26 protein-coding genes, 2 tRNA genes and 1 pseudogene are annotated in these 26,427 nt (G+C 59.7%); 13 read left to right on the forward strand and 16 right to left on the reverse strand.

Translation table 11 applies throughout. The annotated features are described in order from the left end of the window. Positions 1-68 precede the first annotated feature (68 nt). Both RL_RS10450 and RL_RS37425 read left to right on the forward strand, forming a co-directional pair. On the forward strand, positions 69-1,994 hold the full coding sequence (locus tag RL_RS10450) for an adenine deaminase (protein ID WP_049778371.1): 1,926 nt from the start codon (positions 69-71) through the stop codon (positions 1,992-1,994). Positions 1,995-2,103: 109 nt separating this feature from the next. Continuing rightward, a complete protein-coding gene (locus RL_RS37425) occupies positions 2,104-2,403 on the forward strand; it encodes a DUF6074 family protein (protein ID WP_011651630.1) in 300 nt (99 codons plus the stop codon). Between the two features lie 41 nt (positions 2,404-2,444). Here the strand turns inward: RL_RS37425 and RL_RS10460 are convergent, their stop codons facing one another. From RL_RS10460 to RL_RS10500, 9 genes and pseudogenes are all read right to left on the reverse strand, one after another. Further along, complete coding sequence (locus RL_RS10460) at positions 2,445-2,951, reverse strand: hypothetical protein (RefSeq protein ID WP_011651631.1); 507 nt, start codon at positions 2,949-2,951, stop codon at positions 2,445-2,447. Beyond that, positions 2,948-3,568 (reverse strand): hypothetical protein, encoded by a 621-nt coding sequence (locus RL_RS10465; RefSeq protein WP_011651632.1) that lies wholly within the window; start codon positions 3,566-3,568, stop codon positions 2,948-2,950. Before RL_RS10465 ends, RL_RS10460 begins: the two co-directional genes overlap by 4 nt. Then, positions 3,565-4,182: a hypothetical protein gene (locus RL_RS10470; protein ID WP_011651633.1), complete on the reverse strand. Its 618-nt coding sequence runs from the start codon at positions 4,180-4,182 to the stop codon at positions 3,565-3,567. Before RL_RS10470 ends, RL_RS10465 begins: the two co-directional genes overlap by 4 nt. Next, entirely contained in the window at positions 4,179-4,937 is a 759-nt protein-coding gene (locus tag RL_RS10475; RefSeq protein ID WP_011651634.1) for an ABC transporter ATP-binding protein, read from the reverse strand. The genes RL_RS10470 and RL_RS10475 overlap by 4 nt, the downstream gene beginning before the upstream one ends. Continuing rightward, positions 4,934-5,997, reverse strand: a pseudogene (locus RL_RS41125) (FecCD family ABC transporter permease). Before RL_RS41125 ends, RL_RS10475 begins: the two are co-directional and overlap by 4 nt. A gap of 4 nt (positions 5,998-6,001) precedes the next feature. Next, positions 6,002-7,135 carry an ABC transporter substrate-binding protein gene (locus RL_RS10485; protein WP_011651635.1) on the reverse strand — a complete coding sequence of 378 codons (1,134 nt, stop codon included), beginning with the start codon at positions 7,133-7,135 and terminating at the stop codon, positions 6,002-6,004. A gap of 54 nt (positions 7,136-7,189) precedes the next feature. Then, positions 7,190-8,281 (reverse strand): extracellular catalytic domain type 1 short-chain-length polyhydroxyalkanoate depolymerase, encoded by a 1,092-nt coding sequence (locus tag RL_RS10490; protein ID WP_011651636.1) that lies wholly within the window; start codon positions 8,279-8,281, stop codon positions 7,190-7,192. A gap of 285 nt (positions 8,282-8,566) precedes the next feature. Then, complete coding sequence (locus tag RL_RS10495) at positions 8,567-10,684, reverse strand: catalase (protein WP_011651637.1); 2,118 nt, start codon at positions 10,682-10,684, stop codon at positions 8,567-8,569. A gap of 206 nt (positions 10,685-10,890) precedes the next feature. Next, positions 10,891-11,787: a hypothetical protein gene (locus RL_RS10500; RefSeq protein WP_011651638.1), complete on the reverse strand. Its 897-nt coding sequence runs from the start codon at positions 11,785-11,787 to the stop codon at positions 10,891-10,893. 336 nt (positions 11,788-12,123) lie between these two features. Here RL_RS10500 and RL_RS40500 point away from each other — a divergent pair, with 336 nt between their 5' ends. Beyond that, on the forward strand, positions 12,124-12,303 hold the full coding sequence (locus RL_RS40500; RefSeq protein ID WP_003558829.1) for a hypothetical protein: 180 nt from the start codon (positions 12,124-12,126) through the stop codon (positions 12,301-12,303). Between the two features lie 69 nt (positions 12,304-12,372). On the opposite strand, the gene RL_RS40505 is transcribed toward RL_RS40500, so the two are convergent. The 3 genes from RL_RS40505 to RL_RS10510 all read right to left on the reverse strand — a co-directional run bounded on the left by RL_RS40505 (position 12,373) and on the right by RL_RS10510 (position 13,968). Next, on the reverse strand, positions 12,373-12,507 hold the full coding sequence (locus tag RL_RS40505) for a DUF3482 domain-containing protein (protein WP_222277485.1): 135 nt from the start codon (positions 12,505-12,507) through the stop codon (positions 12,373-12,375). A 158-nt stretch (positions 12,508-12,665) separates the two neighbouring features. Further along, positions 12,666-12,920, reverse strand: a complete 255-nt coding sequence (locus RL_RS41130) for a hypothetical protein (protein ID WP_041936287.1) — start codon at positions 12,918-12,920, stop codon at positions 12,666-12,668. Positions 12,921-13,893: 973 nt separating this feature from the next. Beyond that, positions 13,894-13,968, reverse strand: a tRNA-Asn gene (locus RL_RS10510). A gap of 117 nt (positions 13,969-14,085) precedes the next feature. Between RL_RS10510 and RL_RS10515 the strand changes: the two genes are divergently transcribed. Continuing rightward, positions 14,086-14,403, forward strand: a complete 318-nt coding sequence (locus tag RL_RS10515) for a membrane protein (RefSeq protein ID WP_017991186.1) — start codon at positions 14,086-14,088, stop codon at positions 14,401-14,403. A gap of 96 nt (positions 14,404-14,499) precedes the next feature. Beyond that, a complete protein-coding gene (locus RL_RS37435) occupies positions 14,500-14,841 on the forward strand; it encodes a hypothetical protein (protein WP_011651640.1) in 342 nt (113 codons plus the stop codon). Here RL_RS37435 and RL_RS10525 read toward each other — a convergent pair. Continuing rightward, positions 14,838-15,176, reverse strand: a complete 339-nt coding sequence (locus RL_RS10525; RefSeq protein WP_011651641.1) for a KTSC domain-containing protein — start codon at positions 15,174-15,176, stop codon at positions 14,838-14,840. The genes RL_RS37435 and RL_RS10525 overlap by 4 nt on opposite strands. Before the next feature lie 310 nt (positions 15,177-15,486). On the opposite strand from RL_RS10525, the gene RL_RS10530 reads away from it, so the two are divergent. Continuing rightward, positions 15,487-15,939, forward strand: coding sequence for an ATP-dependent DNA ligase (locus RL_RS10530; protein WP_041936288.1), 453 nt, complete (start codon positions 15,487-15,489; stop codon positions 15,937-15,939). On the opposite strand, the gene RL_RS10535 is transcribed toward RL_RS10530, so the two are convergent. Continuing rightward, positions 15,936-16,256, reverse strand: a complete 321-nt coding sequence (locus RL_RS10535; protein WP_011651642.1) for a hypothetical protein — start codon at positions 16,254-16,256, stop codon at positions 15,936-15,938. The genes RL_RS10530 and RL_RS10535 overlap by 4 nt on opposite strands. Before the next feature lie 306 nt (positions 16,257-16,562). On the opposite strand from RL_RS10535, the gene RL_RS10540 reads away from it, so the two are divergent. Further along, a tRNA-Cys gene (locus RL_RS10540) sits at positions 16,563-16,636 on the forward strand. A 70-nt stretch (positions 16,637-16,706) separates the two neighbouring features. Here RL_RS10540 and RL_RS10545 read toward each other — a convergent pair. After that, positions 16,707-17,009: a hypothetical protein gene (locus tag RL_RS10545; RefSeq protein WP_028742090.1), complete on the reverse strand. Its 303-nt coding sequence runs from the start codon at positions 17,007-17,009 to the stop codon at positions 16,707-16,709. Between the two features lie 475 nt (positions 17,010-17,484). Between RL_RS10545 and RL_RS10550 the strand changes: the two genes are divergently transcribed. From RL_RS10550 to exoR, 6 genes are all read left to right on the forward strand, one after another. Further along, entirely contained in the window at positions 17,485-18,150 is a 666-nt protein-coding gene (locus RL_RS10550; protein ID WP_011651644.1) for a protein-L-isoaspartate O-methyltransferase family protein, read from the forward strand. 334 nt (positions 18,151-18,484) lie between these two features. Beyond that, a complete protein-coding gene (locus tag RL_RS10555) occupies positions 18,485-19,366 on the forward strand; it encodes a PopZ family protein (RefSeq protein WP_011651645.1) in 882 nt (293 codons plus the stop codon). A gap of 115 nt (positions 19,367-19,481) precedes the next feature. Next, entirely contained in the window at positions 19,482-22,325 is a 2,844-nt protein-coding gene (locus RL_RS10560) for a valine--tRNA ligase (RefSeq protein WP_011651646.1), read from the forward strand. 397 nt (positions 22,326-22,722) lie between these two features. Next, the gene (locus tag RL_RS10565) at positions 22,723-24,003 is read left to right on the forward strand and encodes an OmpP1/FadL family transporter (RefSeq protein WP_011651647.1); all 1,281 of its coding nucleotides are present in this window, start codon (positions 22,723-22,725) and stop codon (positions 24,001-24,003) included. An 89-nt stretch (positions 24,004-24,092) separates the two neighbouring features. Beyond that, a complete protein-coding gene (locus tag RL_RS10570) occupies positions 24,093-24,704 on the forward strand; it encodes a hypothetical protein (RefSeq protein WP_244432366.1) in 612 nt (203 codons plus the stop codon). 19 nt (positions 24,705-24,723) lie between these two features. Next, the gene (gene exoR / locus RL_RS10575; protein WP_011651648.1) at positions 24,724-25,527 is read left to right on the forward strand and encodes an exopolysaccharide production regulator ExoR; all 804 of its coding nucleotides are present in this window, start codon (positions 24,724-24,726) and stop codon (positions 25,525-25,527) included. Between the two features lie 44 nt (positions 25,528-25,571). Here exoR and xth read toward each other — a convergent pair whose 3' ends face one another. Next, positions 25,572-26,363 (reverse strand): exodeoxyribonuclease III, encoded by a 792-nt coding sequence (gene xth / locus RL_RS10580; RefSeq protein WP_011651649.1) that lies wholly within the window; start codon positions 26,361-26,363, stop codon positions 25,572-25,574. Between the last annotated feature and the right edge of the window lie 64 nt (positions 26,364-26,427).

Below are 26,427 nucleotides of genomic sequence, written 5' to 3' on the forward strand. Positions count from 1 at the left end.
TCCCGGTTGATGGGGTCTCGTCGTTGCTCACAAAACGTGTGGTTCATCAGCGCTTTACACATCCGGGCATGGTCTCTACGGTCCGGCGGTTCCAGCTTCTCACGGGCATTCCATTCATGGCCACTTCGCGCACTGTTCTTCCTGATGATCTGCTGATTAACGCGTCCGACGAGGTTCTGACACGCCAGGATCTCGTGCTGACGGCGCTCGGACGCCGGCCCGCCGACAGGCTGTTGCGCGTGGGAAGGTTGCTCGATGTCCATTCGAGGACATGGCTTGACGATCAGGAGATCGTCATCAAGGGCCGCCGCATCGCCTATGTCGGCCCGGCCGGCAGTTACGCAGGCGAAGTGAACGAGCGGTTCTCGGAGCCCGATCTTGCGGCCGTGCCGGGCTTCGGCGAGGCGCACAAACATATCGAAAGCTCCCATCTGACGCCGGAATGGGAGGCGGCTCTGGTGATGCCGCATGGCGTGACCTGGACATGCGAGGCGAGCCACGAATTTTCCAACGTCAACGGCGCCCGCAATCTGGAATTCTGGCTGGAAGCGCGCCGGCGCGGATCGCCGATGAAAATCTTTCCCCTGCCTGGCTCTGCCGTGCCGCCGACCGCCTATGAATGGGGTGGCGGCTGGTTCGGCTACGACGAACAGAAGGCCTTCCTTTCCGAAAGCCTGATGGTCGCCGGGCTCGACGAGGTCATGGACTGGCCGTCCATATCCGATCCTGGCAATCCCTCCTACGATCGGCTGTGGGGCATGATCGGCGCGACCTTCGAGCAGCGCGGCGTGGTCGAAGGCCACGGCGCCGGACTGCGCGACATGGCCTCGATCAATGCCTTTGCCGCGGCAGGTCTCGCCTCCGATCATGAGGGCTGGTTTCTCGATGAAATCTGGCAGAAGCTGCTCCACGGGCTTTTCATCGAGCTCAGGCCGCATTCCCTGCCGGAAGTCATCCGCGGTCTGATCGACAAGGGGCTGACGGACTGGTCGCAGATCGCCTTGGTGACCGACGACCGCAGCGCCTCGGACACACTGAAAATCGGTGCGACCGACCACAATGTCCGGCTTGCCATTGAAAACGGCCTTGCACCGGAGACCGCCATCCAGTGCGTCACCCTCAATCCGGCACGCCATATGCGGCTGACGCCGTGGGTCGGATCGATCGCGCCGGGCCGCTTCGCCGATATTGTTCTTCTCAGCGACGTCGCCAGCCTGTCGATCGAAAAGGTATGGGCGGACGGGCGCCCTGCGTCCGAGGGCGCGACATTCATTGGCGTGCGCCCTGAAATCGACTGGCCGCAATGGGCGACGCGGACCGTGAAAATAGACAGGACGGTCACGGCTGACGATTTCCGCATCGAGGCGCCGCCGAACCGGACCACGGTCAACGCAGCACTTTTGCGGCCGTTTCACTGGCACGACGATTTCATCACCATGGAATTGCCGGTGGAAGAGGGCGCCGTGCAGCGGGATGCCGCGCGCAATGTCACCAAGTTCTCCATTGTCGATCGGTTTTCCGGAGAGGCCAGGGTCTCCAGGATGTTCTGGCTGGGCACCGGACCGCGCACGCCGGAGACGGCGCTCGCCTCCACGCTCGGGCACGACAAGCACAATATCTGGACGGTCGGCTCATCCGACGAGGCGATGGCGATATCAGTCAATGCTCTGAACGAGCAGCAGGGCGGCTGGGTGCTGGTATCCGGTGGCAAGATTCTCGCCCGCGTCCGCTACGAGGTCGGCGGCCTGATGACGGCGCGTTCGGCCGAAGCGCTCGATGCGGAGATGCAGGCTCTTTATGCCGCCGGCGCCGGGATCGACTGGATGTACGAGCCGACCTTTTCGCCTCGATGGTGGCCGGGCTTTCCTGAGCGTCTGTCGTTTGCGACGCTGACCTGTTCACCCTGGCGCTGGGTCCTGGTCGCGCCGTCGGAGCTGGCGCCGGATGGGTTCGTGAACGTGCTCACCGGCAAAACCCATCCGATTGTCTGGTGACATCGCGGCCCGCCAAAATCCCACCTGATTGATCTTCTTACCGCAACAAATAGAAAGCGTTAACCATAGTCCCGTAGACAACGAACAGGATCAAAGGAACCTGTGTTCGATGGCTACTGAAACGACCCGCCGGCCTGCCGGCGCCAATGAAGGCAGAATTATTGCCTTTCCCGCTGGAACCGGAACTGCCAATGTCGAGCGCTGCGCGCGTGAACTCGGCCGGCGGCACGGCACAGATGCGATAGAATTCTGGAAGGCCGAATGCCGCAGGCTTGCCGATCAGCTTCTGGCGGCCGGGATGCCGGAGAGCGATATCGGTCAGCGGGTGCTGCAGTTTCAGCAAGATGTCCAGAGCGAACTGGTCTTCAGCCACCAAAACGGACCACTGCCCAAGTCTCAAAACCGATAGTGGCGATCTTCGGGGAGGTCTGCCGAATCTGAGTGGTCGTCCTATGCCTCTTCGTAAACCGCCTCCGGCGGCAGCGCCAGCAGGCGGTCCGCCATCTCCTGCTTTAGCCAGGCGAGACGCTCCTCTTCCTGGGGTGTCCTGTCGGGCTTGCGGCCGAGCATGATGAATTCCTCGCGGACATGACCGTCGCACAGTTGCAGGGTGACGGTGCGGCCGCGATAGCTGAGCTCGAAGACGTAGCGGGCGAGAATGTCGCCGCGCTCCGGCCGATCGAGCAAGGGGTCGACGCTATAGCGTCCTTCCGTCAATGCGCGTGTCACCATTTCGAAGGCGTCACGCCCGCCCGGGCCGCGAAAGGCCGTGCGGATCGAGATTTCGCGGCGCTCCGGCGGTCCGTCGGTGCTGAGCAGCGGAAAGGCGCGCTCCATCACCTTGAAGGCATGGGCGACGCCGCCAGGGAAACCATAGCCGTGATAATGCATGATGTCGGTGAAGCCGTAGGCAAGCGGTTTGCCGTCTTCGAGCACTTCGATCTTTGTTTCGTTCATTCCGATTTTCCCTTGTCCAGTACCTTGCGCATCCACGGAAGGAAACCATCCAGGAAGCGCGTCGTCGCCGGCATAAAATGCGATCCGTGGTGGAAGCAGGGGTCGAGGCTGGTGATCACCATGCGCCCCGCCGTCGTGACCTCGTCCACATAGAGGATCGGCTTGCCTCCCTCGTTCACCGCCAGAACCTCGACGCCCTCGGGTGGGTCGAACCAGCCGTGAAGGTGCCAGGTCAGGTCGGCCTGTCCGAGATGTTCGAACAGCGAATGGCCGGGTGCTGCGATCCTGACGCCGAGATCGGCGCCCTCGGTCAGCCACCACCACCAGTTTGTCGGTTGCGGCGTGAAATGGATCGCCGGCAGGAACGCTTCCCATGCCGTCTCGCCGGTCGCAACGATCGTGCCGCCCCGGTCGAGATAGGCGCGCAGTTGCGCCGCATGCGGCGCCATCCGGTCCGCCGGCGTCCGGCAGGGAATGAACAGCACCTGGTGTTCGCTGAGTTCGGTCGAGGGCAGCTCCTCCGGGCGCACCAGTCTGTCGAAATGATTCCGGTAACGCGGCGCTTCCAGCGTCTCGATGTGGTAGTAGGCGCCGGGATGGATCGCGAGCACGCTCATCGGTTCAGGTCCCCCGCCAGCCAGGCGATAACACGGCCGGCCAGTTGCTTTTTGATGTCGGGATCGTCTCCGCAACCCCAGAACTCGTTTCCGGCATGCGACAATATTTCTCCGCCCGCCGGCCGCGCCCAGATCCAGTCGACGGGAACCGCAGCCGGTCCCAATGTATTGATCGCAACGGCGCCTGATGGCATTGGATTGTGTCCGCGGCCGTAGAAACCGGCGACGCCGCGGTTCGTTTCCAGCATCCTCTGGTCGATGCCGGTAAAAACAGGATGATCGAATTGCCTGACCTGTACGAAGTCGGCTCTTTTCGGCTGCGGCATCGGGATATAGGCGCCGAGTTCCGGCAGGATCGGCCGAAGCATGTGGCCGTTGAAGATCCACCGGCCGCCTCGGTCGAGCAAGGACGCCACCGCCGGCGCGTATCTGAGGAAGCCGACCTGATCGAGATGGGTCGTGGTGATGAGGCCGCTTGCGGCAGCGAAATGCGCCTCGGTCAGCTCCATCTCGCGTACGGTGATCAGCTTGCCTTGCGCGGTCGCCTCGGCGAAAGCCGGCGGGCTCATGCCGAAAGGATCTTGATAATGCGACTGGATCAGAAGGATGCTCATGCGGCGCAAATTCCTGCAAAGGCTGGCAGAACCGCCTGATGCCTGTCGCCTGTCGGGCCGATAAGCTCGACCACCCGCATCGGGACACCGTAAAGCCGTTCGAGGTGTTCCGGCGTGATCGTCTCCGCGACCGGACCGAACAGCGATTGACTATCCGGCATCATCAGCAGCGCATCGTCGGCGGCGGCAAGCGCATGGTTCGGATCATGCGTCGTGAAGGCGATTGCCTTGTCGCGCGGTTCGCGCAGGCTTTTGAGCAGGTTCAGCAACCGCTCCTGGTTGCGAAGGTCGAGGGCGGCAGCCGGCTCGTCGAGGACGATCGACTTCGACCCGGTGGCGAGCGCCCGCGCCAGAAGCACGAGTTGCCGTTCGCCGCCGGAAAGCCGGTCGAAGAAATGATCGGCAAAGCGGGCCGCTCCCGCCCGCTCGAGCGCGGCATGGGCAATCTCGAAATCGGAAGGTCCCGGTTGCCCGAACAGGCCGAGATGCGCTGCCCGCCCCATGACGGCGACGTCGATGGCGCGGTAGCGCTGGTTGCTGCTTCCGGTCTGCGGGACGTAGCCGACAATGGCGGGCGCCACCCGGCTGCCTTCGTCCAGCCGCTGAAAGCCCAGCATGGCTTTCAGTGTGGTCGTCTTACCACGTCCGTTGGGGCCGAGAATGGCGAGCGACCGCCCGACGGGAACCGAGAAACTCAGGCGATCGAGGATGGTGCGCGCCCCGAACCTGACGACCGCATCCGTCAATCCGATCATGATCCGGTCCTTTCACGATAGTGATGGCGCAGGAGAGCTGCGAAGATCGGCGCACCGACGAGGGCGGTAATGACGCCGAGCGGGATTTCCGCCGCCGTCGCCGTGCGGGCGAGGGTGTCGATGCAGACCATGAATCCTGCGCCGAGCACGGCGGCTGCCGGCAGTAACGCGCGGTGATCATGGCCGACCAGCAGACGGGCGGCGTGGGGAATGACGATGCCGATCCAGCCGATGATGCCGGAGACTGCGACTTGGCTGCCGACGATGACGGCGATGAGGCAGAAGACCAGCCATCTCTCGCGTATCGTATTGGCGCCGAGGCTGCGGGCTTCGGCTTCGTCGAGCGACAGGATGTTGAGCCGGAAGCGGAGCATCCACAGGAAGCAGCTTCCGAGGATGAGGCCGGGTGCCGCCACCAGCGTGCGTTCCCATGTGGCCGTCGCAAAGGATCCCATCAGCCAGTAGACGATGGCGGGAAGGGATGTATTGGGATCGGCGATGAATTGCAGCAGGGAGACGACCGCCGAGAACATCGAGCTGATGACCAGCCCCGACAGGATCACGGTGACCGTTTCCGACCGGCCGTTGATGCGCGACAGCAGCCCCACGAGGATGACGGCCGCCATGCCGCAGAGGAACACCATGGCAATCAGCGGAAATCCCCAGATGCCGAGCATGATCGCCAGCGCGCCGCCAAAGGCTGCACGTGGGAAATGCCCAGTATGTCGGGCGAAACCAGCGGATTTCGAAACACGCCCTGAAGGCCGGCGCCCGAGATGGCAAGCCCGGCGCCGGCAAGCGCAGCAAGCACGACGCGCGGCGCACGCACCAGCAGCACGATGCGTTCGTCGATCGCGGTAAGCTCCCGCGACGGATCGCTGATCCCCTGCCAGATCAGTTCCAGCGCGCGTCCAGCCGGCACCGAGAACCGCCCGACGCAGAGGCTGACGGTGAAGGCGACCACCAGCAGCATCAGCAGCAAGGCGAAGACCAGCGTCTGTCTGGCGAGCTGAATCCGACGGACAGCCGGCGCCGTTTCCTCCTGCGTCATCGTCGCCATGACGTCACTTTGCCTCGAACTGCGCGTAGTCGGCGGCAGCGCCCTGTTCCTTAAGCCAAAGGATATTATCGATATCGCTGTCGGCCAGGTCGTAGTTGTAAAGCGTCTTGTAGGCCGTCTTCATTTCTGCGCGCAGATCGTATTTGAAGATCTCGGGATGGAGCAGGTTGGCCGTCCACATCCAGGACAACGGCGATTCCTGGCTCGGCGGATCCCAGCGATAGCCGCCGAGCGGCATCTTGTAGACCCGCTTTGATTTGGCGGCATTGGTGAGAGACAGGATCGGATCATTATAGACCCAGTCGACATTCAGCTTTGCCTCGAATGCATTCAGGAAGATGACGTCTGGGTTCCACGCGGCGATCTGCTCCTTGTTCACAGAGACGGTGCCGTTGAGTTCGACCGAGGCGTTCCTGCCGCCCGCAAGCTGGATGGACCAGGCGTTGTAATTGCCCTTCGTGCCGGAGGCGCTGATATCGGAGAGCGCACGGCCGAGGTAGAGAACGTTCGGCTTCTTTTCGTCGGGGATAGCAGTCGCCTTGGCTTCGATATCCTTCTGGACGCGGTCGCGCCACTCCACCAGTTCACCGATCCGCTCCGGCTTGCCTATCGCCTTCGCAGCCATGGTCATATAATCGCGGGTCAGCTCTTCCGTGCCGTAAAGGATCAGCATCGTGGTGAGGCCGGCATTGGTGATGGGTGCGACGATATCGGCGCCGCGATCACCCCACTGAATGACGAGGTCGGGATTGGCGGCGGTGAGCGCCTCGACGTTCGGCACGAAGTTCGGCGCCGTCACATCAGACGGAATATCCTTGGCCTCGGGGAAGATCTTTCCGAGAATCCCTTCGACCACGGCGCTCTTTGCCGTCGGGTTCATGCCAATGAGCTTCCGGGTGCTGCCATCCAGCGCGATGACGGTGGAAGCCATCGGGATGACGATCGAGACGACACGTTCGGCAGCCTTTGCCAGCCGCACCTCGCGGTTCCCCTGATCCTTGAAGACGATCACTTCGGCAAAAGCTGCCGGTGCAAACAGCATGGCGGCAAGTGCAGCCGCCATGCGGCGGCGCGAAGCAGTTGTGATAAAAAGCGAAAGCGGAACCATGGTGTCTCCCCGTATGACGATGAGCGCCATTCCTATTCCGCGTATTTATTCTTGTCTACAAATCTCCACTTTAATTAGATATGACTACCGCATCAGCCCGGCGGACCGGAGGGCATCTTCAATGACCTTCTGAATGCCGCCTCGGTCGCTGCCCGCGCCGAATGGGCCTGCGGCGTTTTCCGGTTGCGCAGCAGAGGGTTTTGCATCGTGCCGTTTTTCAAATGAGGGGACCACACCCCAGGACCTGGCAATTTCGACGGTCGATGAAATTCCGACGTCAAGCATGAAGGGGCCGCTTGTCCCGTAGCCGGTGCCGACATCGAGCGGCGTGCCGTGATCCATCCCGGCAATCGTATAGAGTTCGATCACGTCGACACCGTGAGCATCGGTCCAGACCTTTCGCTGGTGTCTTCCGATATCTTCGACGCGGCCCGGCGATGCGTCGACGCCGTGGATATTTTTCCATTGCTCCACGATCGCATTCGCATTGGATGGCACGACGGTTCTGTCCGCGGTTCCCTGCCAGAGTGATAATGTCGGCCACGGGCCTTTGTGCCCTGAAGCGCTTTTCAATCGCCGTTCAAGCTCTTTGGCAGTTGGGCCGCCGTGACCGCGCATTCGATCGAACGCCTCGGGAATGGTCGCGGCGCTTGCATATGGCAGGCCCGCAATGATCGCGCCGCCGGCAAAAACCTCGGGATAGGTAGCGAGCATGGCGGCGGCCATGGCGCCGCCCGCCGAAAGCCCGGTCACAAACACGCGCCTGCCGTCGATACCGTGTTCCGCAACGACCTTTACGATCATCTGGCGAATGGAAAAGACCTCGCCGTGATCCCGGCTTATGTCCTCCGGGTTAAACCAATTGAAGCAGAAATTTGGATTGTTTGCCCTTCGTTGCTCGGGAAACAGCAGCGCGAAGCCATAGTCCTCGGCCAATCGTGACCACCCCGATCCGATATCATACCCTGCGGCAGTCTGGGTACAGCCGTGCAGGACGACGACCAGGGCCATGTCTTTCCCGCGCTTCGACGGTAAATAGGTGTAGCCCCCCAAGGCGCCTGGGTTTGAGCCAAATGCGTCCAAGGTGACAAGATCAGGGTTGTCCTGCGTCGGTTGGGCGCGAAGGGTTCCTCGCAGCGCAGCAAGGCGTGCGAGAGTGTCCGACATAGATCTCATGAAAGTCTCCGCCAATCAGCAGCCGGGATGGCGGTGATGCTGAACTAAACGCGTCAGCCTACGAAAAGGTTGCTGCGGTGCACAATGTTTTTCGATAAGACGGCCAAGTCAGAGATCTGTCGAAAGAGCCAGCGCGAACGGCTCTCCACCAGCGCGTAAAACTGGGGATGGAGTAGCTTCCATCCCCTTGGCTCAATGAATAGGGGCGGCAAACGACATAAAACCCGCGTTTCCGCGGGTTTCATTCTGACCCGTCACTCTCGTGCCGTTATGGCGACGAGACGGTCAATTCAATTTGACCGATGGCTCCCGGCCCCAGACACGCAGTTTGCCAAGCGCCTTGATAAAAGTCATAACATCCCTAGCCGCTCCGAGCGCAATCACGCCCTCATCCAGTGAATCGGCAATTCCGGCCTTCTGCATCAGCGGCAGCGCTGTTTCCACATAGCCGATGAACTTGCAGTGCACGAAGGCGTCGGCCACGAAATCGCGGGCCGTTGCCTCCTTCAGCAGATCGCCGGTTCCCTCGGCTGAGGGGAGGAGGGCGACGGCGTCGTAAAGTACTGAAGGTCCGCCGTCGATCATCTGATGTGCCTCGATCCAGTTGCCGTCCGAGAGCGTCACGCCGCCGATCTTTGGTGCGATCACTTCGAACGTTGCCTTCTGCTCGGTGATCTCGGCAAGCAGCGCCTTGAAGATAGCGGCGTCGGTGCCATCGCTGACAAGAATGCCGAGCTTGCGTCCTTCGAACCGCTTCGGACCTTGCTCGACGATGCTGAGCGCCGGCGACGGCTCGAGATCCTGTCGCGTCGGCATGGCGGCATCGGCAGGCTTCGGCATCGATTTGAAGCCGAGGGCATGGCCGACTTTACTGGCCAGCGTCTCATCGATGTTCGAGAGATGCGAGACCATACGCTCACGAATGACCGGCGTTTCGACCTTGCTCAATTCAAAGATCAGCGCTGCGGCTATATGGCGTTGTTCCGGCGGAGTCTGGCTGATGTAGAACTGTCGGGCCTGGCTGTAATGATCGGCAAAGCTTTCCGGCCGCAGCCGAACCTTGGGACCCTGCTCCTCGGCCGGGAAGTGCCGGTAGCCTTGAACCGGCGATTCCCGCGGCCCCTGATTCCAGGAATTCGGCTGGTAATTGACGCGTCCGACAGGATTGCGCATCGCCATATGGCCATCCTGCTGAAAATTGTGGAAGGGACACTTCGGCGCGTTGATCGGCAGATGTGTGAAATTCGGACCGCCCAGACGTTTTAGCTGTGTGTCGAGATAAGAGAAATTCCGTCCCTGCAGCAGTGGATCGTTGCTGAAGTCGATGCCGGGGGGAACGTTCTGCGTCATGAAGGCGACCTGCTCGGTCTCAGCAAAAAAGTTGTCGGGCATTCGGTCGAGAACAAGACGGCCGATCGGTTTGACCGGAAGTATCTCCTCGGGGATGAGCTTCGTCGGATCGAGGATGTCGAAGTCGAACGTGTCGGCGAAGTCCTGATCGAAAAGTTGCACGCAGAGTTCCCATTCCGGAAAGTTTCCCGACTGGATCGCCTGCCAGAGGTCGCGTCGATGGAAATCCGGATCCGCACCATTGATCTTGACTGCCTCGTTCCAGGCGACGGACTGCAGGCCGAGCTTCGGTTTCCAATGGAATTTGACGAAGGTCGATTCATCCGCTGCATTGACGAAGCGGAAGGTGTGAACGCCGAAACCCTCCATGAAGCGGAACGACCGCGGAATGGCGCGGTCCGACATCACCCACATGATCATGTGCATGCTTTCAGGCGTGAGGGTGATGAAATCCCAGAAATTGTCATGCGCCGACTGCGCCTGCGGAAATTGCCTGTCGGGTTCCGGCTTTACGGAATGAATGACGTCGGGAAATTTGATCGCGTCCTGAATGAAGAAGACCGGGATGTTATTGCCGACCAGATCCCAATTTCCCTGCTGAGTGTAGATCTTCACGGCGAAACCGCGCACGTCGCGCGCCAGATCGAAGGAACCCTTGCTGCCGGCGACAGTCGAAAACCGGACGAAAGCCGGCGTCTTTTCGCCGGGCCGTTGGAAAAGATCGGCCCGGGTATAGGCGGCCAGGGACTCATATGTTTCGAAGTAGCCATGGGCTCCATAGCCACGCGCATGCACGACCCGCTCGGGGATACGCTCGTGGTCGAAATGAAAGATTTTCTCGCGGAAATGGAAGTCATCGATGAGAGCAGGGCCGCGGGCGCCGAGACGCAGCGTGTTTTGATCGTCGGAAACGGGGCCGCCTTGCGCTGTGGTCAGCACCGGCATCCCGTCTTCGGCAAACTGATGAAGCTCGCCGCCTGCACCCCGGTGCAGTTTCTGATCGTGGATCGTTGCGTTGTCCGAGGGCGAGGTTTGGGAGGTCTTCTTGGCCATCTACATTCTCCGGAAAGGGTTTACCTAACCGAAGCTCAACGACGGCCACATGTTCCGCTTGATGCCAAATAAACCGCCACTGAGAAAAAGGTCTGGGGGCGGACGATGATCCAACCACAGCAGAACCGGGGATGGCCCGACATAAATGGGGCGCGTGGCCTGTCGACCCCGCGCCCCCGGTTTCCGTTGATCCTGAGCCCCGGGCCTTAGATCCGGGGTGTAACGATGAGATCTTCCTCTTCGTCGCGTTGCGACCCGCCAAAGGCTGCGGCGGCAGCAGCGATGAAAGCCCCGATCAGAAGTGACAATGCGCCCAACAATGCCGTGGTGGAGGCAGCCTTGCGTGCCTCATCGGCGGTTTTCTGGGCGGCGACCTTGGCGTCGTCGATGCGTTTCAGCACAGTGTCGACGCGGGTGCGTGCATCGGCCTCGGAAAGACCGGTACGAGCAGAGACGATGGTGGCAAGGTAGGCCTTGTCGTCGTCCGGGATCTGGCCGGCGGCGGCACCGTTGAGGAGGATACGGGAAACCTCAGCTGTTGCAGCAGCATCATCGGATGTTGCTCCTGCACGGGCCTGCTCAGGACGCAGCAAAGCATCGGTAAAATAGGCGGTAGGCAGATCCGCGGCCGATGCCGTCGATGACGCCGCCGTACCTGCCGCGGTGGCCGCCGAACCCACGGCTTGTGCACCCGCACCGGCAAGCGAGGTCAGCGACGAGGCGAGAAATCCGGCAACGAAGATCGTTGCCAGCGCCCAGCTGATGAAGCCATGCGCAGTGTCACGAAAGAACACCTCGTCGGTGTGGACAGCCGCCCATTTGGTGCGCAGCCGGCCGGTGATATAACCTCCGAGCCCAGAGGAGAGCCATTGCACGACAACGAGCCAGATCGCCGCCGTCACCCCGACCGTGCCGAGCGAACTGCTTTGCCCCGACCAGGGCGACACCATCGTCAACCCAACCCCGGATCCAAGCAGCAAAAGAATGAGGGTCACGCCGATGGCAGCAGCGGCGCCTCCGAAGATGGGCCCCCATGTCATGGCGGATTTGGAGGATTCGACCGGAGTAGCAATCTCTCCGGAACCTGTCATTGAAACCGACATGATCTGTCCCTATCGCATAAACAGAGCAAGAAGGATGATGATCGGCAGTGGAACACCAAGCAGCCAAAGCAGAATACCGCGACCCATGAAAGACCTCCTGTCAGAAACTGACGTTACGTGGTTGATGCCACTCAACTTTGAACCACGGTCTTTGTTCCCGGCCGGCTTGGTCGTCGACGCTCTTCATGCGGAGCTGATCGAGATTGATAAGAATCTTGTGCGTTCGGAGCTGACGTCCGGCGAAGAGAGCGCCATATCTTGAGGGACAAGGTGATCTTGGCAGGAGAGAGCAGAAGCTCTCGTCACTCGGTCACAGCCTAAACTGGAGAGGCATCGATGAACAAATTTCGAGCATTTGTAGCAGCCGGAGCAATCAGTCTTGCCGCCATGACTTCGGCCTGCTCGACACCGCCGAATTCATATGGCTCGGCATCAGGCTATCAGCCGGGAGATTCGATGAACCCGGCTTGCGCCGATGGATTCCGACCCGGTGATGGCCGTTCGTGCAGCTATTAAAGGTGGCCGTCTCTTTGCTGGTACAAGAAGCGGGATCGTGAGGAGCGTCAGGCGGCGCTCCATAAGCGGTCATTTCAGTTTGATGACAGCCCCGACGGCAGCGCCGATCGCGACACCGAACGTGATGCCGATCGCGGTGTCATCGAACAGCATCGGGCCGACTGCGGCGCCTATTCCGATTCCTATCGCCATACCCAGAGCCATGGCCGTGACCCTATCCAGGTGCTGCGGCGATAGTATGTGATGATCGCAATCGAGGGTAGCTCTGGCTTCACCTTGTCCATATCTCCAACCGGCCGCACCGGGGAGGAGCGTCGTTCCTAGGCGAGCCGGCCCGTTCTATTGACTGCCGATCCGCCTCATTACCGTTTCTTCCGGAGGTCACTTGGCAAAGCATCAATGAGTTGATGCACTTTTCCGGTAGCGAACACGATGTCCTCGCGCGGCAGGTGGACTGTTATCTCAATCTCTTCCCACCTGCCGCCATGCTCTTTTGCGAACCTGACGGCGGCTTCCAAAGAGGTGAATTGCACGGCTGGTGCGTTAGCGGTCCAGAACTGCACGCTGCAGTCCGCCGCACTGTAATCTAAAAATGCTTTTTCAGGATCTAGCGCCATGGCGTTTGCTGTACACCGCCGGCAGTTTTTTGGCCAGCGGTTGCCTACCCATCGTAACAGCGCATGGCTGCCGGCTTGACGGCGAAGTGCGCGCGGATGGCGGTATATTCCATAGCTTGGGAGACCGTTGATGAAGATTGCAATCATAGGCGCCGAGCTGATCCCGTTTTCTATTCACAGTCTACGTTCAAAACGCGGTGGGCCAAGGGCGGCGCCGACGGTCTTCTCTCGCTCCCAAGCCGTGATATAACGGCACCATGACAACGCAATCGCTTTTTCATCTCCGAAACATACGCGTGCGCCATCGGGGCGCACCGATTTCGTTCGGAGATGGACATGCATCACAAGAGAAAGCGTCCTCGCAAGGCGTCGTGCGGGCTGTGCAAGCCTCATAAGACCGAGGGCAACTGCCCACGGCACAAGGACATGCGGCTTGGCAATCTACGTCGCTACCTGTCCGGGTCTGACCAGCTGCGCTGCCAGGAGATTAAGGGGGGGTGTCGGCCAGGGATGGGGATTATCGGCAGTAGCCACAAAACGGTCTGGATAAAAAGAAAGGGTCGGGCGAATGGTAGCGCCGACCCTTCTTTGATTGCATCAGCAGGGTGCCAGTACATCCGTGGTCACCAGCAAAAGCCATCTGATAGATTGAATCTATGCGCCTCGTGAATTTTCGCAAGGATTAGGGGGGTGCCGATTTAGGGCTAGGTGAGGGAGGCGCAATAACCACGGTACGACGAGAAATACGACACGCGCTCTGAGGGCGATAGTTGCTTGGCCGATCCGTCCAGTCGATCATCGGGGCGACCGCAAAACCTTAGTGTCATAGCGAATTCAAGATTCAGAAGAAATTATCAAGAAAATTTATTGACCCCCAATTTCAACAAATCGATTTCAAAAAGCGGGAGGGAAAGTGGGGAAGAAAGCGCCTGCATTCGGAGTTATCAACGAAACAGGCGCTTAACTTGAAAAATGGCTCCCCGGGCCGGATTCGAACCGGCGACCTGTCGATTAACAGTCGAATGCTCTACCGCTGAGCTACCAGGGATCACTGCTTGGCGCGGTGTGAGTGGGCTAATACAAACGCTTTCCCGATTTGCCAAGCGGTTTTTTCAAAAAAATGAAATGAACTTGTATTTGGGATGCCTGCGCCCATCTCTGGGGAATGGCAAATGTGAATGATCGCAGTGAGACAAGTGGCGACGAAAAGCGCAAGGCGCGGGCAGGGCGCTTCGGCATCGATCATGCAAGCGGCAGGCTCGTGCTCGGCTCCTTCAGCATCGGCATGCCACGCTCGCGCATCGCGCGGATGGCACTCGGCATGGCCCTCATTTTCTGCGGCGTGTTGGGTTTCCTGCCCATCCTCGGCTTCTGGATGCTGCCGCTCGGCTTCCTCGTGCTCTCGCACGATCTGCCGTTCGCGCGCCGGCTTCGGCGGCGGCTGGCTGTCTGGTGGCACAGGCGGCGAAAACCGGCTGGCTGATCGGCAAGGAGGGCGTGGAACTGTGGGTCGCTTTTCGCATTCGTGGTTTATGGAATGTAAAACGCAAAATCGCGTCACAATGGTCCAGGTGAGGAAATGAAAGTATCTTTTGTTGTCGTCCTGTCGGCAGCGGCGCTTCTCTCAGGCGTTTCCGCCGAGGCCCAAGTAGACAGCCGCGGTTTTGACGCTCGCGGCATCTGTCGCCGTCCTGAAGGCTGCGTGGTCGACCACGGTCAGGGCGGCAGCTACAACGGGCCTCGCAACTATCGCAATTTCAACGGCCGGAATGATCGCGATGGGAGGAACGACCGCGAGCGGGACAATCGGCGCTACCGTTCTCAGAACAGGAGCGACAACAATTTCGACGCCGGAACCAGCCGCCTTGTCGCAGGCCCTGAGATTGGGCTGGGCGCGCAGCTCATCCACATTCGGGTCTAGTTGGATCTGAGTTCGCTTTCTTCAAAAGTTCCGCCATGGTCCGGATCGAGGCCGGTCGTCATCAGCAGGCTGCAGGCGGCAAGGAGGAGGACGAGCTTCACTGCGTGGGACGCCACGGAGGCCGGTTGTCGAGGGCCTGGTGATACGCGAGACGGCGCTATATAGTACTGGTAATAGAAGTATGGATCATCCGTTTCCAGCAGGTTCTGGTGGACGTGCGGCGGAATATCCGCATGTTTCACCGGCGAAGAACCAGGAAACTTTACATGCAGATCCCGGGTTTCGGCGTCGTATGCTGCATGCACGCGCTTCGATTTGAGGGCAGCCCAATCCATCTCAAGCTCCTATACCCTCCCGCGGGTAATTGAGTCCCGGACGGTGATCGAAGTCAAGTCAAGAATTTGTTTCAAATGCCATCATTGGCAGGAAATGGGGCATCGTAACCGCGGTGGAAATTCCAGCCCGCGCCCGCTCCGTTTCGGGATGGAAAAATGGTCGTTTCAGCAACTGCGGAATAGCGTTTTTCCGAAATGCCCTCTTACGATCATTCTAAACGCTCTCCACGGCTTAGATACGAGCGCGTGAGGCCTCGTGGCGTAGTGGTGACGCAGAGGATTGCAAATCCCCGCAAGCTGAGCAAAAGCAATGGGCGTTCTGAACAAGAACGCGATTTCAGGCGTTTTTTCGAAGCGGCGGCGCGCGCCCTATCGCTCCGGCCGGGGCGGCAATTGGCTCACAATTAAATGCGTCCAGAGCGACGGCTTCATGATCGTCGGCTACGAGAAGTCAGGATCTGCTTTCGGGAAAATCGGCTCGCTATTGCTGGCGGCACGTAAGGCTGGCGAGCTGGTCTACGTCGGCTCGGTTGGGACCGGCTTCAATGAACGCAGCGAGGCACAGCTCCGCGAAGCGATGGACAAGATCAAGGCGCCGGCGGCGAAATATTCCGGCCGGCGTAAAATGTCGTCTGGATCAAGCCGGCGTTGGTGGCCGAGGTTGAAATACCGGGCGTGGGCGCATGACGGCAAGGCCCGGCATGCATCATATAAGGGGCTGCGCGAGGTTCAGAACAATGCGGCGGCTCATGAGATCGACTAGCGTTCAAAGCGGGTGAGTGCCAGAAGACGCGAGAGGATGCCGAGCTTTGCCGGAATTCCTATTGTTTCTTTGCCGAGCTTTGTGAGCCGCCAGCCGGTCACGTAACTCCACCCGCCACCGGGACTATGAATAGTGACCAAGCCGAGATCGCATGCGCGATTTACAACGGTCTTGTCGTAATCTTCCCATTCCCCATCAGTCATGAGACAACAGAGATCAACTTCCTTCGCTGTCACATACAGAAGCTGTATAACTTCTTCGTCCGGCGACGCTATGGCAGCCGCAGAGGACATGCCTGCGTGATTAATTATATTCATGAATCTCCCCGCCCCAAGTAATTAGCTACAGCTCACGCGAGTAATTACGCAAGCATTATTTCTGGACTTTTGTGATATTGGTTACCAAGCGTTCAGTTGTTCAACAGTCGACCGGCTAAGGCCCGCTGCCGCGTCCGACAACGCGGCAGTTTACGAGATCGGGTAGGGGTGTTTCCGGAACGTTCAGCAAACGGCTATTCAGAATGAAAAAAGGACTGCATTCAGAATGAAAAGTCTTGCGCTCATTCTAGAGCTGGTCTAAATCGCGGCCACCACACGATATTTTTCGATGTCGGTCACAGGTGAGGCCTCGTGGCGGAGTGGTGACGCAGAGGACTGCAAATCCTTGTACCCCGGTTCAATTCCGGGCGAGGCCTCCAACATCTTCCACATGACATAATCTATGTGAAACGCGGCTGGCTCAGTGGCACGGCATTGGCGTTTGCGATGCTACCAGACCCGCTGGCCGGGCGAAAAATCGAACTGCAACGGATTGATTCCCGTGAGGCGGTAGAGCGCCTTCAGGCCGCCTTTCCGGATTTGCGCCTGATATTGCAGATCGCTCAATTCAGGCCCCTCATCGATGTCGGGACCGGCGCCGAGCAGCCGCCGCATGCCTTGCGGCGAAATGCGGGTGAAGCTGCGAATGTCCCCTTTGCTGTATTTGATCAGCAGCAGTCGGGCATCGGCGTTGTAGTGAAGCGCTTCTATGCCGCGCGATTGGATCAAGAAGGTTTGCATGCGCACTCCCATAGCGGAAGGCGAGGGCGCCGCAACAAAATGGTTGACGTAACGTTAATGCGCGTGCGGCTGTCGAGGGCTGGACTTCAAAGGAAAAGAACGCATGCCAGACCAGCGCTCGCCGACATGTATTGCCGCAGACGCGATGCGGGGATACCTCCGAGTGCGCTTATCGCCTCCAAGTCGTTTCGCCGTCCAGCAGCCCGCAGCAGAATATGCCGATGAGCGCTGCGACGATGAAAAAGTCGAACAGCGTGAAATATTCGAAAATCGCAGACATGGCCTGCTCCTCCTATTTCCTCCGCTACAGATCATAACATGAGGGGCAAAAAGATTCCACGCTGGAGTTGCAGCGTCCATCCTGCCCCTGTGGCGCGGAAGAGGCGCCTGCCGGATTCTTTTCGCCGGCGCCTGCCAAGCCTTGAAAGCATCCGTGGCGGGGATTAAGAGACGAGGGACAGGAACCGCTTTTCAAGAGCGAGAGGACATGATGGATTTCGAAGCAGCGCGCGTAAAGATGGTCGATACCCAGGTTCGCACGACGGACGTTACCTCGCATTCCGTGCTGACGGCGTTTCTCACGGTGCCGCGTGAGGCTTTCGTGCCGGAGAAGGCGAAGCTGCTGGCTTATATCGACAACGACGTCGAGATCTCCGCAGCTGCACCGGGAAAGCCGGCCCGCTTCCTGATGGAAGCATCGCCGCTTGCCAAGCTGCTGCAGCTGGCAGCGATCACCAAAGACGACTTCGTGCTCGAGGTTGGTTGCGGTACGGGTTACACTTCGGCGCTGCTGTCGATCATTGCCGGCTCCGTCATCGCGCTCGAATGCGACGAGACGCTGGCCACTGAAGCGAAGGCGCAGCTTGCCGGCTACGCCAAGGTCGAAGTCGTGACCGGCCCGCTCGAAAAGGGCTACGCTGCCGGCGCTCCCTATGATCTGATCTTCATCAACGGCGCGGTCGAAGAGGTTCCGGCCGCCCTTCTCGGTCAATTGCGCGATGGTGGCCGTCTGATCACCGTCGAGGGTTACGGCAATGCCGCCCGCGCCAAGGTCTTCGTCGCCGAGCGCGGCGCCATTTCGGAAAACGTCTTCTTCAACGCCTCGGTCAAGCCGCTGCCGGGTTTCGCCAAGGCGCGCGAATTCGTTTTCTGACATCGTTCTTATCGATGACATTCAGCAACGGGCGCCATTGGCGCCCGTTTTTTGTCAACGCCGCTCGAAAGCCTTCACAAACATCATCTAGGCTGACGCCGCCACGGCGGATCGGACGGATGTTATGCGCTTCAACTTCGGTTTCATGGGATGTTTCCGCCGCAAAATCGCGACAGGCTTTGCGGGTGGCAAACATCAGGTAACAAAACTGTGCATGGCCACATTCATTTGATTCGCGATGATTTTTTTCACGTCTGGGGTATTCTAAGGTCGTGGTGATTCGGATGAATGCTCCACACCATCCGGTCGTTGTTTTGGGATAACGGGGATAGAAATGGCTCAGCCAAGCGTAGCGCGTGAACCGTCCATGGAAGAAATTCTGGCGTCCATCCGCCAGATCATCGAAAGCAATGAGCCCGGCGCCGGCAAGGCGATTTCTGCATCCCTGCCGCCGGTCTACGGCGCCGATGAGGATGACAATGGCTCCGAAATTCATCTGACGGTCGACGATACCTATGCCGGCGTGGAATTCCCCGAACCGGTCATGCGCTCCTCCGATCCGCGTTTCGTCGCCGCCAATTCGGCCGGCACCGCCCCCGAAGCAGACGTTCCGGCCCGCGCTCTGTCGCTTGCCGATGTCGCCGCCCGCGTGCGCGCCGCCTCCGAGCGCAGCGCCGTGCAGGCCGGTCAGGCCCTGCGCGAAATTCCGAGCGGCTTCCGTCAGCCCGAGCCGCAGCCGGCCGTAATGCCGGAACCGCCGCGCGCCGCGGCACCGCAACCCCAGCCGCAGCCGCAGCCGGCACAGCCTGTTTTCCCGGATGCCGCAGCGTCCATCCAGCATGTTGCGATCCAGCAGCCGGCTGAGCCGGTGTTCACGGAAATGCAAAGGGTTGCCGTCGCCGAGCCGGCGCCTGCTGTCGAAACAGCGCTGCCGGCTATGGAAGCCACTCAGTCGTCGACCGAGCGTTTCCTGCCGAGCGTTATGGACGAGGTCCAGCCGACGCTGCTTTCGGAGGATGCCGGCCTGCAGATCAGCCGCTCCTTCGAGGAGCTCGCAGCCGCGATCGACGGTGCCGAGCGCCGCTCGCTGGACGAGATCGCAGAGGACATGCTTCGCCCGATGCTGCGCGAATGGCTTGATGATAATCTGCCGACACTGGTCGAGCGGTTGGTGCGCGAGGAAATCGAGCGCGTGGCGCGCGGCCCGCGCCGCTGATCGGATTGCTTTTTCCTGAAAAGCCGCTCCGGTCTCCGGGGCGGCTTTTTTATTGACTTGGCCGTGACCATCCTATTTACAAACGCCACCCTCGAACCTCGAAATTGGTCAAAAAATGCTCGACAAGACCTATGATTCCGCTGCCGTCGAACCGAAAATCGCCGCGATATGGGATGAGGCGGACGCTTTCCGCGCCGGCGCGAACGCCAGGCCCGGAGCCGAGACCTTCACCATCGTGATCCCGCCGCCGAATGTCACGGGTTCGCTGCACATGGGCCACGCGCTGAACAATACGCTGCAGGACATCCTGGTCCGCTTCGAGCGCATGCGCGGCAAGGACGTGCTCTGGCAGCCGGGCATGGACCACGCCGGCATAGCTACGCAGATGGTCGTCGAGCGCAAGCTGATGGAACAGCAGCTGCCGGGCCGCCGCGACATGGGCCGCGAAGCCTTTATCGACAAGGTCTGGGAATGGAAGGCTGAATCAGGCGGCCTGATCTTCAACCAGCTGAAGCGCCTGGGGGCGTCATGCGACTGGTCGCGTGAACGTTTCACCATGGACGAAGGCCTCTCAAAGGCCGTGCTCGAGGTTTTCGTCACGCTCTACAAGGAAGGGCTGATCTACAAGGACAAGCGTCTGGTCAATTGGGATCCGAAGTTGCTGACGGCGATTTCCGATATCGAAGTCGAGCAGCACGAGGTCAAGGGCAATCTCTGGCACCTGCGCTATCCGCTGGAAAAGGGCGTAACCTACCAATACCCGATTGCATTCGATGAGGAAGGCAAGCCGACCGAATTCGAGACGCGCGATTATGTGGTCGTCGCAACGACACGACCGGAGACCATGCTGGGCGATACCGGTGTTGCCGTCAATCCGAAGGACGAACGCTATCAGGGCATTGTCGGCAAGCATGTCATTCTGCCGATCGTCGGCCGCAGAATTCCGATCGTTGCTGACGATTATGCCGATCCGGCTGCCGGCACCGGCGCGGTGAAGATAACGCCCGCGCACGATTTCAACGACTTCGACGTCGGCAAGCGCGCAGGTCTTCGCGTCATCAATATTATGAACGGCGACGGCACGATCACCATCAAGGACAATGAGGACTTTCTTGAAGGTCTCGGCAATCCGGCGGCGCTGCACGGCGCCTGGGACCGCCTGGAAGGCCAGGACCGCTTCTATGCGCGCAAGGTCATCGTCGAGATTTTCGAAGAGGCGGGCCTCGTCGACAAGATCGAGCCGCACAAGCACATGGTTCCGCACGGCGACCGCGGCGGCGTGCCGATCGAGCCGCGGCTGACCGAACAGTGGTATGTGGATGCGAAGACGCTCGCCGAACCGGCGATCGCCTCGGTCCGCGAAGGTCGCACCAGGATGGTGCCGAAGAGCTGGGACAAGACCTATTACGAATGGATGGAAAACATCCAGCCCTGGTGTATCTCCCGTCAGCTCTGGTGGGGTCACCAGATCCCCGCCTGGTACGGCCCGGACGGCCAGGTCTTCGTCGAAAAGACCGAGGAAGAGGCGCTGCAGGCGGCGATCCAGCATTACCTTTCGCACGAGGGGCCGATGAAGGCCTATGTCGAGGACCTGCTTGAAAACTTCAAGCCGGGCGAGATCCTGACGCGTGACGAGGACGTGCTCGACACCTGGTTCTCCTCAGCACTCTGGCCCTTCTCGACGCTCGGCTGGCCGGACGAGACGCCGGAACTGGCGCGTTATTACCCGACCAACGTTCTGGTCACCGGCTTCGATATCATCTTCTTCTGGGTTGCCCGCATGATGATGATGGGCCTGCACTTCATGAAGGACGAGGACGGCGAACCGGTCGAGCCCTTCCAGACCGTCTATGTCCACGCGCTGGTGCGCGACAAGAATGGGCAGAAGATGTCGAAGTCAAAGGGCAACGTCATCGATCCCTTGGAACTGATCGACGAATACGGCGCCGACGCGCTGCGGTTCACCCTGGCGATCATGGCGGCGCAAGGCCGCGACGTGAAGCTCGATCCTGCCCGCATCGCCGGCTACCGCAATTTCGGCACCAAGCTCTGGAACGCCACACGCTTCGCCGAGATGAACGGCGCAAAGAGCGACCCGCATTTCGTGCCCGAGGCAGCCGAGCTCACCATCAACCGCTGGATCCTGACGGAACTTGCCCGTACGGAACGTGACGTTACGGAAGCACTTGAGGCCTTCCGCTTCAACGACGCCGCCGGCGCGCTCTACCGCTTCGTCTGGAACGAGGTCTGCGACTGGTATCTCGAACTGTTGAAGCCGGTCTTCAATGGTGAGGACGAGGGCGCCAAGGCCGAAGCCCAGGCCTGCAGCGCTTATATTCTCGAAGAGATCTACAAGCTGCTGCATCCCTTCATGCCCTTCATGACCGAAGAGCTTTGGGCCCATACGGCAGGCGAAGGCAAAGAGCGCGACACATTGGTCTGCCACGCCGATTGGCCGGCGCCGTCCTACGCCGATGATGGGGCCGCCGACGAGATCAACTGGCTGATCGACCTGGTTTCCGGAATCCGCTCGGTGCGCGCTGAAATGAATGTGCCGCCATCGGCGACAGCTCCGCTCGTCGTCGTCAAGGCCAACAACCTGACGCGTGAACGGCTGTTCCGCCACGACGCCGCCATCAAGCGCCTTGCGCGCGTCGAGGCGATATCGCTGGCTGACGATGCGCCCAAGGGTGCCGCTCAGATCGTCATCGCCGAGGCCACCATCTGCCTGCCGCTCGGCAAGCTGATCGACCTTTCCGCCGAAAAGGCTCGTCTGGAAAAAGCGATTGCCAAGATGGAGGGCGAGATCTCCCGCATCGACGGCAAGCTCTCCAACGAGAAGTTCGTCGCCAACGCCAATCCCGAAGTGGTCGAGGCCGAGCGTGATCGCCTCGAGGAACTGAAGGGTCAGATCGCGAGCCTGGGGATCGCTCTTTCCAGGGTGAGCGAAGCCGGGTAAGTTTCACCGACCCATTTTGGTAAGTTATTTCAAAGACGCGCCTCTGCCGGCGCGTCTTTTTGTCGTTCCGGCGCATGCGATTCGGTCATGAAAACGGCTGGTTTCAGGCGCGGAGCCTGTGGATTGTGGCTGAATGGGCATCCAGTGGGCGAAAACTGCCACTGTTGTCGGATTGATACAGCTTCTGCAATGTTTGGAATGAAAACCCAAAAGCCCACCTGAGATTCAACAAGCCTGGAATAAAATTTTATTAACCAGGTTTTTTGACGTGTCCGTCAATTTCTTTACGTAAATTGACAGTCGCAATGGTTAGAGGCGCTGCCGTGGGGCGCGTTGCCATTTCCGGCGAACACTTACACTGTGTCGTCACATCAACTGCTGTAGTGGGGGAGACACAATGGCATCGCGTAGGTTTTCCAAGGGCGTAACGTCGCTCGTTCTTCTTTCGTCGCTTGCATCGCCGTCCTTTGCCGGCGGCCTGGAGCGTGGCGGCTATAACATCGATCAGCTGTTCGATACGTCGCCTTTCTCGTTTCAGTCGGGCGTTACCTACGTCACGCCGCAGCGCAAGCTGAAGGACGTCCGTGACACGGATACGTCGACATCTCCAGGCGGTGGCAATCTGAACAGCCGTCCAAACACCGCTGACGATAGCTCAAATTACACCATCCCTTATATTGGCTTTAAGGCTGGTTTTGGCGATGCAATCGACTGCCTGGTCGACTATTCAGAGCCCTTCGGCGGGCATACCGACCCCGGTCTGAACTGGGCCGGTGCCAACAATAACATTGAGACGGAGATCAAAACCCGCAACTATGGCGGCACCTGCTCCTATCGTTTTGATGTCGGCCCTGGGCAGCTTCGCTTCATCGGCGGCGCTTTCTATCAGGAAGTCGAGGGCTTCAAGGAACGTCTGGTTTCAACCGTTCCGCTTCTGGTCGGTACCGGCAACGGCGTTGGCCGCCTCGATCTCGAAGATAGTGGCTGGGGCTGGCGCGCCGGTCTCGCCTACGAGATTCCGGAATATGCAATGCGGGCGAGCCTCGTCTATAACAGCCGCGTAAAATACGACAATCTGACCGGTACGGTCGATCTGACTCAGGTGACTGCACCATTTGCACCGCTGAATGGCGCTCCTTATGGAAGGGTCACGGATGTCTTCGGCTCTGCCGAAGCGCCGGATTCGCTTGAGCTTAAGTTGCAAAGCGGTATCGCTCCGGATTGGCTCGCCTTCGGATCGGTAAAGTGGACAAACTGGAGTGTCCTGCAGTCCGTGCCTTTCTGCCCAAAATCGACCAAGGGCTTGGTCGCCTGCACCTCCGGCGGTGCGACGGAGCTGACCTCGCTCGACCTTCTTTACCAGGACGGTTGGACGATCACCGGTGGTGTTGGCCACAAATTCAATGAACAGTGGGCAGGTGCAGTCAGCCTCACCTGGGATCGCGGCACCAGCCAGGGCTATGGTGCGCAAACCGATAGCTGGACGCTGGGGCTCGGTGCAGCCTTCACGCCGACCGAACATATCGAATGGCGCGTTGCCGGTGCCGTGGGCGTTTTGACGAGCGGTTCGTCCGGCGTCGTGACCCAGAATGGCGTCACGTTTGGAGATGATGTCTCCTACTCCTTTGACAACGATATGGTCGCTGCCCTGTCGACGAGCCTAAAGATCAAGTTCTAATTCTCACATTTGAAGAATTGAGGAGCCCGGCACTGCCGGGCTCTTCTTTATTCGCGCCCGTTAATCATGCCATTTCCCGATCCCATTTTGTGACGATTCAGCAACACATTTTTACGACGTTTGGCGTATGGTGGTGGTGGGACGAATTTGTCCATTTCCCGCCACAAAGAGGGCGCAGCGATATTTGCGGGCGAGGTGATGGCAGGCATACGGTGCGTGTAAATAGTAGTATGGGTCGATTTTTTTCCGGGTACATCAAATCGTACGGCGCGATTGGCGACAATCGTTTGATTGCGGTCGTTTCGCTTTCCGAACAAGGCTATTCCGGTCGCCGATCCGGCCTCGCGATGAGGTCGTCGATTAATTCATTATCGTTATTTTCGACCTGCTCGAATGAGCAGCCCTGCTTTGCCGGAAAGGTCGATACCGGTTTCGTCACATTTACTGTTTACGAATGGGATAGAGGCGGGAAGGCGGATGCCGCACCTGCCGAAAGAGTGCCACGGAGATTGCAGTCGAGCCATGCCGGGAGCCGGGTGGTTCTGAAGGATGGGCTGAGAATATCGCCTTTGAGAAAAGGCCAGTGGGCTGGATGCGACGCGGGTAAAGGAGCCATGGAGCTCGCCGCGGGATCGCTCGCCTCGAAGGAATACATCCGCGGGATGCACGGCATGAGCGCCGTTGCCGCCTGCCTGGGATGAGCGAAAGAAATCGGTTGAAATGGTGACGTCCGAGTTCAAACTGTTCAAATTCATGCTGATGGGCATGTCGATAGCCGTAGCGCTGGCGCTGTCCGGTCCGTGCCGTGCATTCGACATCAAAGGTGGCGTCAGCAAGGAATCCGGACCCTTCGATCTCTTCAAGTTCGGCTTCAAAGCCTATAAGAATGGCCAGAAGGAAGAAGCGGTCGAAGCCTATAAATACGCTGCCGAAAAGGGCCACACCGGCTCGCGCTGGGCGCTCGCCAACATGTATGCCGATGGCGACGGTGTCACGCAGGATGATTTCGAAGCCTTCAAGATCTACAGCGAGATCGCCCAGCAGGGCGTCGAACCCGGCTCGGAAGATACCGGCTTCTTCGTCAACGCGCTGCTTTCGCTCGCCAGTTATTACAGGCATGGCATTGCCGGCAGTCCAGTCAGGATCGACCTCAGCCAGGCCCGCCAGCTTTATTTTCAGGTGGCTTCCACCTTTGGCGTCCCCGAGGCGCAGTTCCAGCTGGCGCAGATGATGCTGGCCGGCGAGGGCGGCAATGCCAGCCCGCAGCAGGCGAAGAAATGGCTGAACCAGGCCCGCAAGAGCGGCCATCCCGGCGCCATGGCGGTCTTCGGCAATATTCTGTTCGACGAAGGCCAGACGGCCCGCGGTCTGGCGCTGATGACGGCAGCACTCGACCGCTGCAAGCCTAAGGACTGCGGCTGGATGGAAGCGCTGCAGGAGCAGGCCTTCTCGGTTGCCAACGAGGCCGACCGCCGCACAGCGGTATCGCTGTCGCACACCATCGCGAGCGGTACCGACGACTAAGCCCCCACGTCTATTCGGAGGCGTGAAGCTGCAGGCGGAAAGCCTCAGCCCACGAAATCGAAATAGGCGATGACAGGCACGTGGTCGGACGGCTTTTCCCAGGCCCGCACATGTTTTTCGATCGCAGCCGACGTCATCCGGTCGGCAGCTTCCGGCGACAGCAGCAGATGGTCGATGCGGATGCCGTTGTTCTTCGGCCAGGCGCCGGCCTGATAATCCCAGAAGGAATAAAACTGCGTCGCATCCGTCGTCGCGCGCACAGCATCCGTCAGGCCGAGATTTTCGAGCCTGCGGAACGCCTCCCGCGTCTGTGGCAGAAACAGTGCATCGTTTTCCCAAACCCTGGGATCGAAGCAGTCGTGCGGTTCCGGGATGACGTTGTAATCGCCGGCAAGGATCAGCATTTCCTCATAGGCCAGCCGTTCGGCGGCGAACGTCTGCAGGCGCTCCATCCAGGCGAGCTTGTAGGGATATTTCTCCGTTTCGACAGGATTGCCGTTGGGCAGGTAGATGCAGCAGACGCGCAGGATTCTCATGTCGGACAGGGTGAACGCCGCTTCGAGGAAACGCGCCTGTTCGTCCAGCGGATCGCCGGGCAGGCCGCGGTTCACTTCGAAAGGGGAACTCTTGGAGAGGATCGCGACGCCATTGAAGCCCTTCTGGCCGTGCGTCTCGACATGATAGCCGAGCGCCTCGATCTCCAGCCGCGGGAAACCTTCGTCGACCGTCTTGATCTCCTGCAGGCAGACGATATCCGGATTGGAATCCTTCAGCCATTGCGTGAGATTGTCGATGCGCGCCTTGACGCCGTTAATGTTCCAAGTCGCGATCTTCATCTCTTCCCCTGTTCGCTGCGTGCGCTTCTTTTATCGCGGTCTTTCATCCCCGGACAAGACGATA

The sequence above is a fragment of the Rhizobium johnstonii 3841 genome, from assembly GCF_000009265.1.
In the GTDB taxonomy this organism is placed as follows: Bacteria; Pseudomonadota; Alphaproteobacteria; order Rhizobiales; family Rhizobiaceae; genus Rhizobium; species Rhizobium acaciae.

What these genes read in the sequence shown, in the direction of transcription:
- RL_RS10450 (WP_049778371.1), top strand. Translation starts at nt 69, where the DNA reads ATGGTCTCTACGGTCCGGCGGTTCCAGCTTCTCACGGGCATTCCATTC.
- RL_RS37425 (WP_011651630.1), top strand. Translation starts at nt 2,104, where the DNA reads ATGGCTACTGAAACGACCCGCCGGCCTGCCGGCGCCAATGAAGGCAGA.
- RL_RS10460 (WP_011651631.1), bottom strand. Translation starts at nt 2,951, where the DNA reads ATGAACGAAACAAAGATCGAAGTGCTCGAAGACGGCAAACCGCTTGCC.
- RL_RS10465 (WP_011651632.1), bottom strand. Translation starts at nt 3,568, where the DNA reads ATGAGCGTGCTCGCGATCCATCCCGGCGCCTACTACCACATCGAGACG.
- RL_RS10470 (WP_011651633.1), bottom strand. Translation starts at nt 4,182, where the DNA reads ATGAGCATCCTTCTGATCCAGTCGCATTATCAAGATCCTTTCGGCATG.
- RL_RS10475 (WP_011651634.1), bottom strand. Translation starts at nt 4,937, where the DNA reads ATGATCGGATTGACGGATGCGGTCGTCAGGTTCGGGGCGCGCACCATC.
- RL_RS10485 (WP_011651635.1), bottom strand. Translation starts at nt 7,135, where the DNA reads ATGGCGCTCATCGTCATACGGGGAGACACCATGGTTCCGCTTTCGCTT.
- RL_RS10490 (WP_011651636.1), bottom strand. Translation starts at nt 8,281, where the DNA reads ATGAGATCTATGTCGGACACTCTCGCACGCCTTGCTGCGCTGCGAGGA.
- RL_RS10495 (WP_011651637.1), bottom strand. Translation starts at nt 10,684, where the DNA reads ATGGCCAAGAAGACCTCCCAAACCTCGCCCTCGGACAACGCAACGATC.
- RL_RS10500 (WP_011651638.1), bottom strand. Translation starts at nt 11,787, where the DNA reads ATGTCGGTTTCAATGACAGGTTCCGGAGAGATTGCTACTCCGGTCGAA.
- RL_RS40500 (WP_003558829.1), top strand. Translation starts at nt 12,124, where the DNA reads ATGAACAAATTTCGAGCATTTGTAGCAGCCGGAGCAATCAGTCTTGCC.
- RL_RS40505 (WP_222277485.1), bottom strand. Translation starts at nt 12,507, where the DNA reads ATGGCTCTGGGTATGGCGATAGGAATCGGAATAGGCGCCGCAGTCGGC.
- RL_RS41130 (WP_041936287.1), bottom strand. Translation starts at nt 12,920, where the DNA reads ATGGCGCTAGATCCTGAAAAAGCATTTTTAGATTACAGTGCGGCGGAC.
- RL_RS10515 (WP_017991186.1), top strand. Translation starts at nt 14,086, where the DNA reads ATGGCAAATGTGAATGATCGCAGTGAGACAAGTGGCGACGAAAAGCGC.
- RL_RS37435 (WP_011651640.1), top strand. Translation starts at nt 14,500, where the DNA reads ATGAAAGTATCTTTTGTTGTCGTCCTGTCGGCAGCGGCGCTTCTCTCA.
- RL_RS10525 (WP_011651641.1), bottom strand. Translation starts at nt 15,176, where the DNA reads ATGGATTGGGCTGCCCTCAAATCGAAGCGCGTGCATGCAGCATACGAC.
- RL_RS10530 (WP_041936288.1), top strand. Translation starts at nt 15,487, where the DNA reads ATGGGCGTTCTGAACAAGAACGCGATTTCAGGCGTTTTTTCGAAGCGG.
- RL_RS10535 (WP_011651642.1), bottom strand. Translation starts at nt 16,256, where the DNA reads ATGAATATAATTAATCACGCAGGCATGTCCTCTGCGGCTGCCATAGCG.
- RL_RS10545 (WP_028742090.1), bottom strand. Translation starts at nt 17,009, where the DNA reads ATGGGAGTGCGCATGCAAACCTTCTTGATCCAATCGCGCGGCATAGAA.
- RL_RS10550 (WP_011651644.1), top strand. Translation starts at nt 17,485, where the DNA reads ATGATGGATTTCGAAGCAGCGCGCGTAAAGATGGTCGATACCCAGGTT.
- RL_RS10555 (WP_011651645.1), top strand. Translation starts at nt 18,485, where the DNA reads ATGGCTCAGCCAAGCGTAGCGCGTGAACCGTCCATGGAAGAAATTCTG.
- RL_RS10560 (WP_011651646.1), top strand. Translation starts at nt 19,482, where the DNA reads ATGCTCGACAAGACCTATGATTCCGCTGCCGTCGAACCGAAAATCGCC.
- RL_RS10565 (WP_011651647.1), top strand. Translation starts at nt 22,723, where the DNA reads ATGGCATCGCGTAGGTTTTCCAAGGGCGTAACGTCGCTCGTTCTTCTT.
- exoR (WP_011651648.1), top strand. Translation starts at nt 24,724, where the DNA reads ATGGTGACGTCCGAGTTCAAACTGTTCAAATTCATGCTGATGGGCATG.
- xth (WP_011651649.1), bottom strand. Translation starts at nt 26,363, where the DNA reads ATGAAGATCGCGACTTGGAACATTAACGGCGTCAAGGCGCGCATCGAC.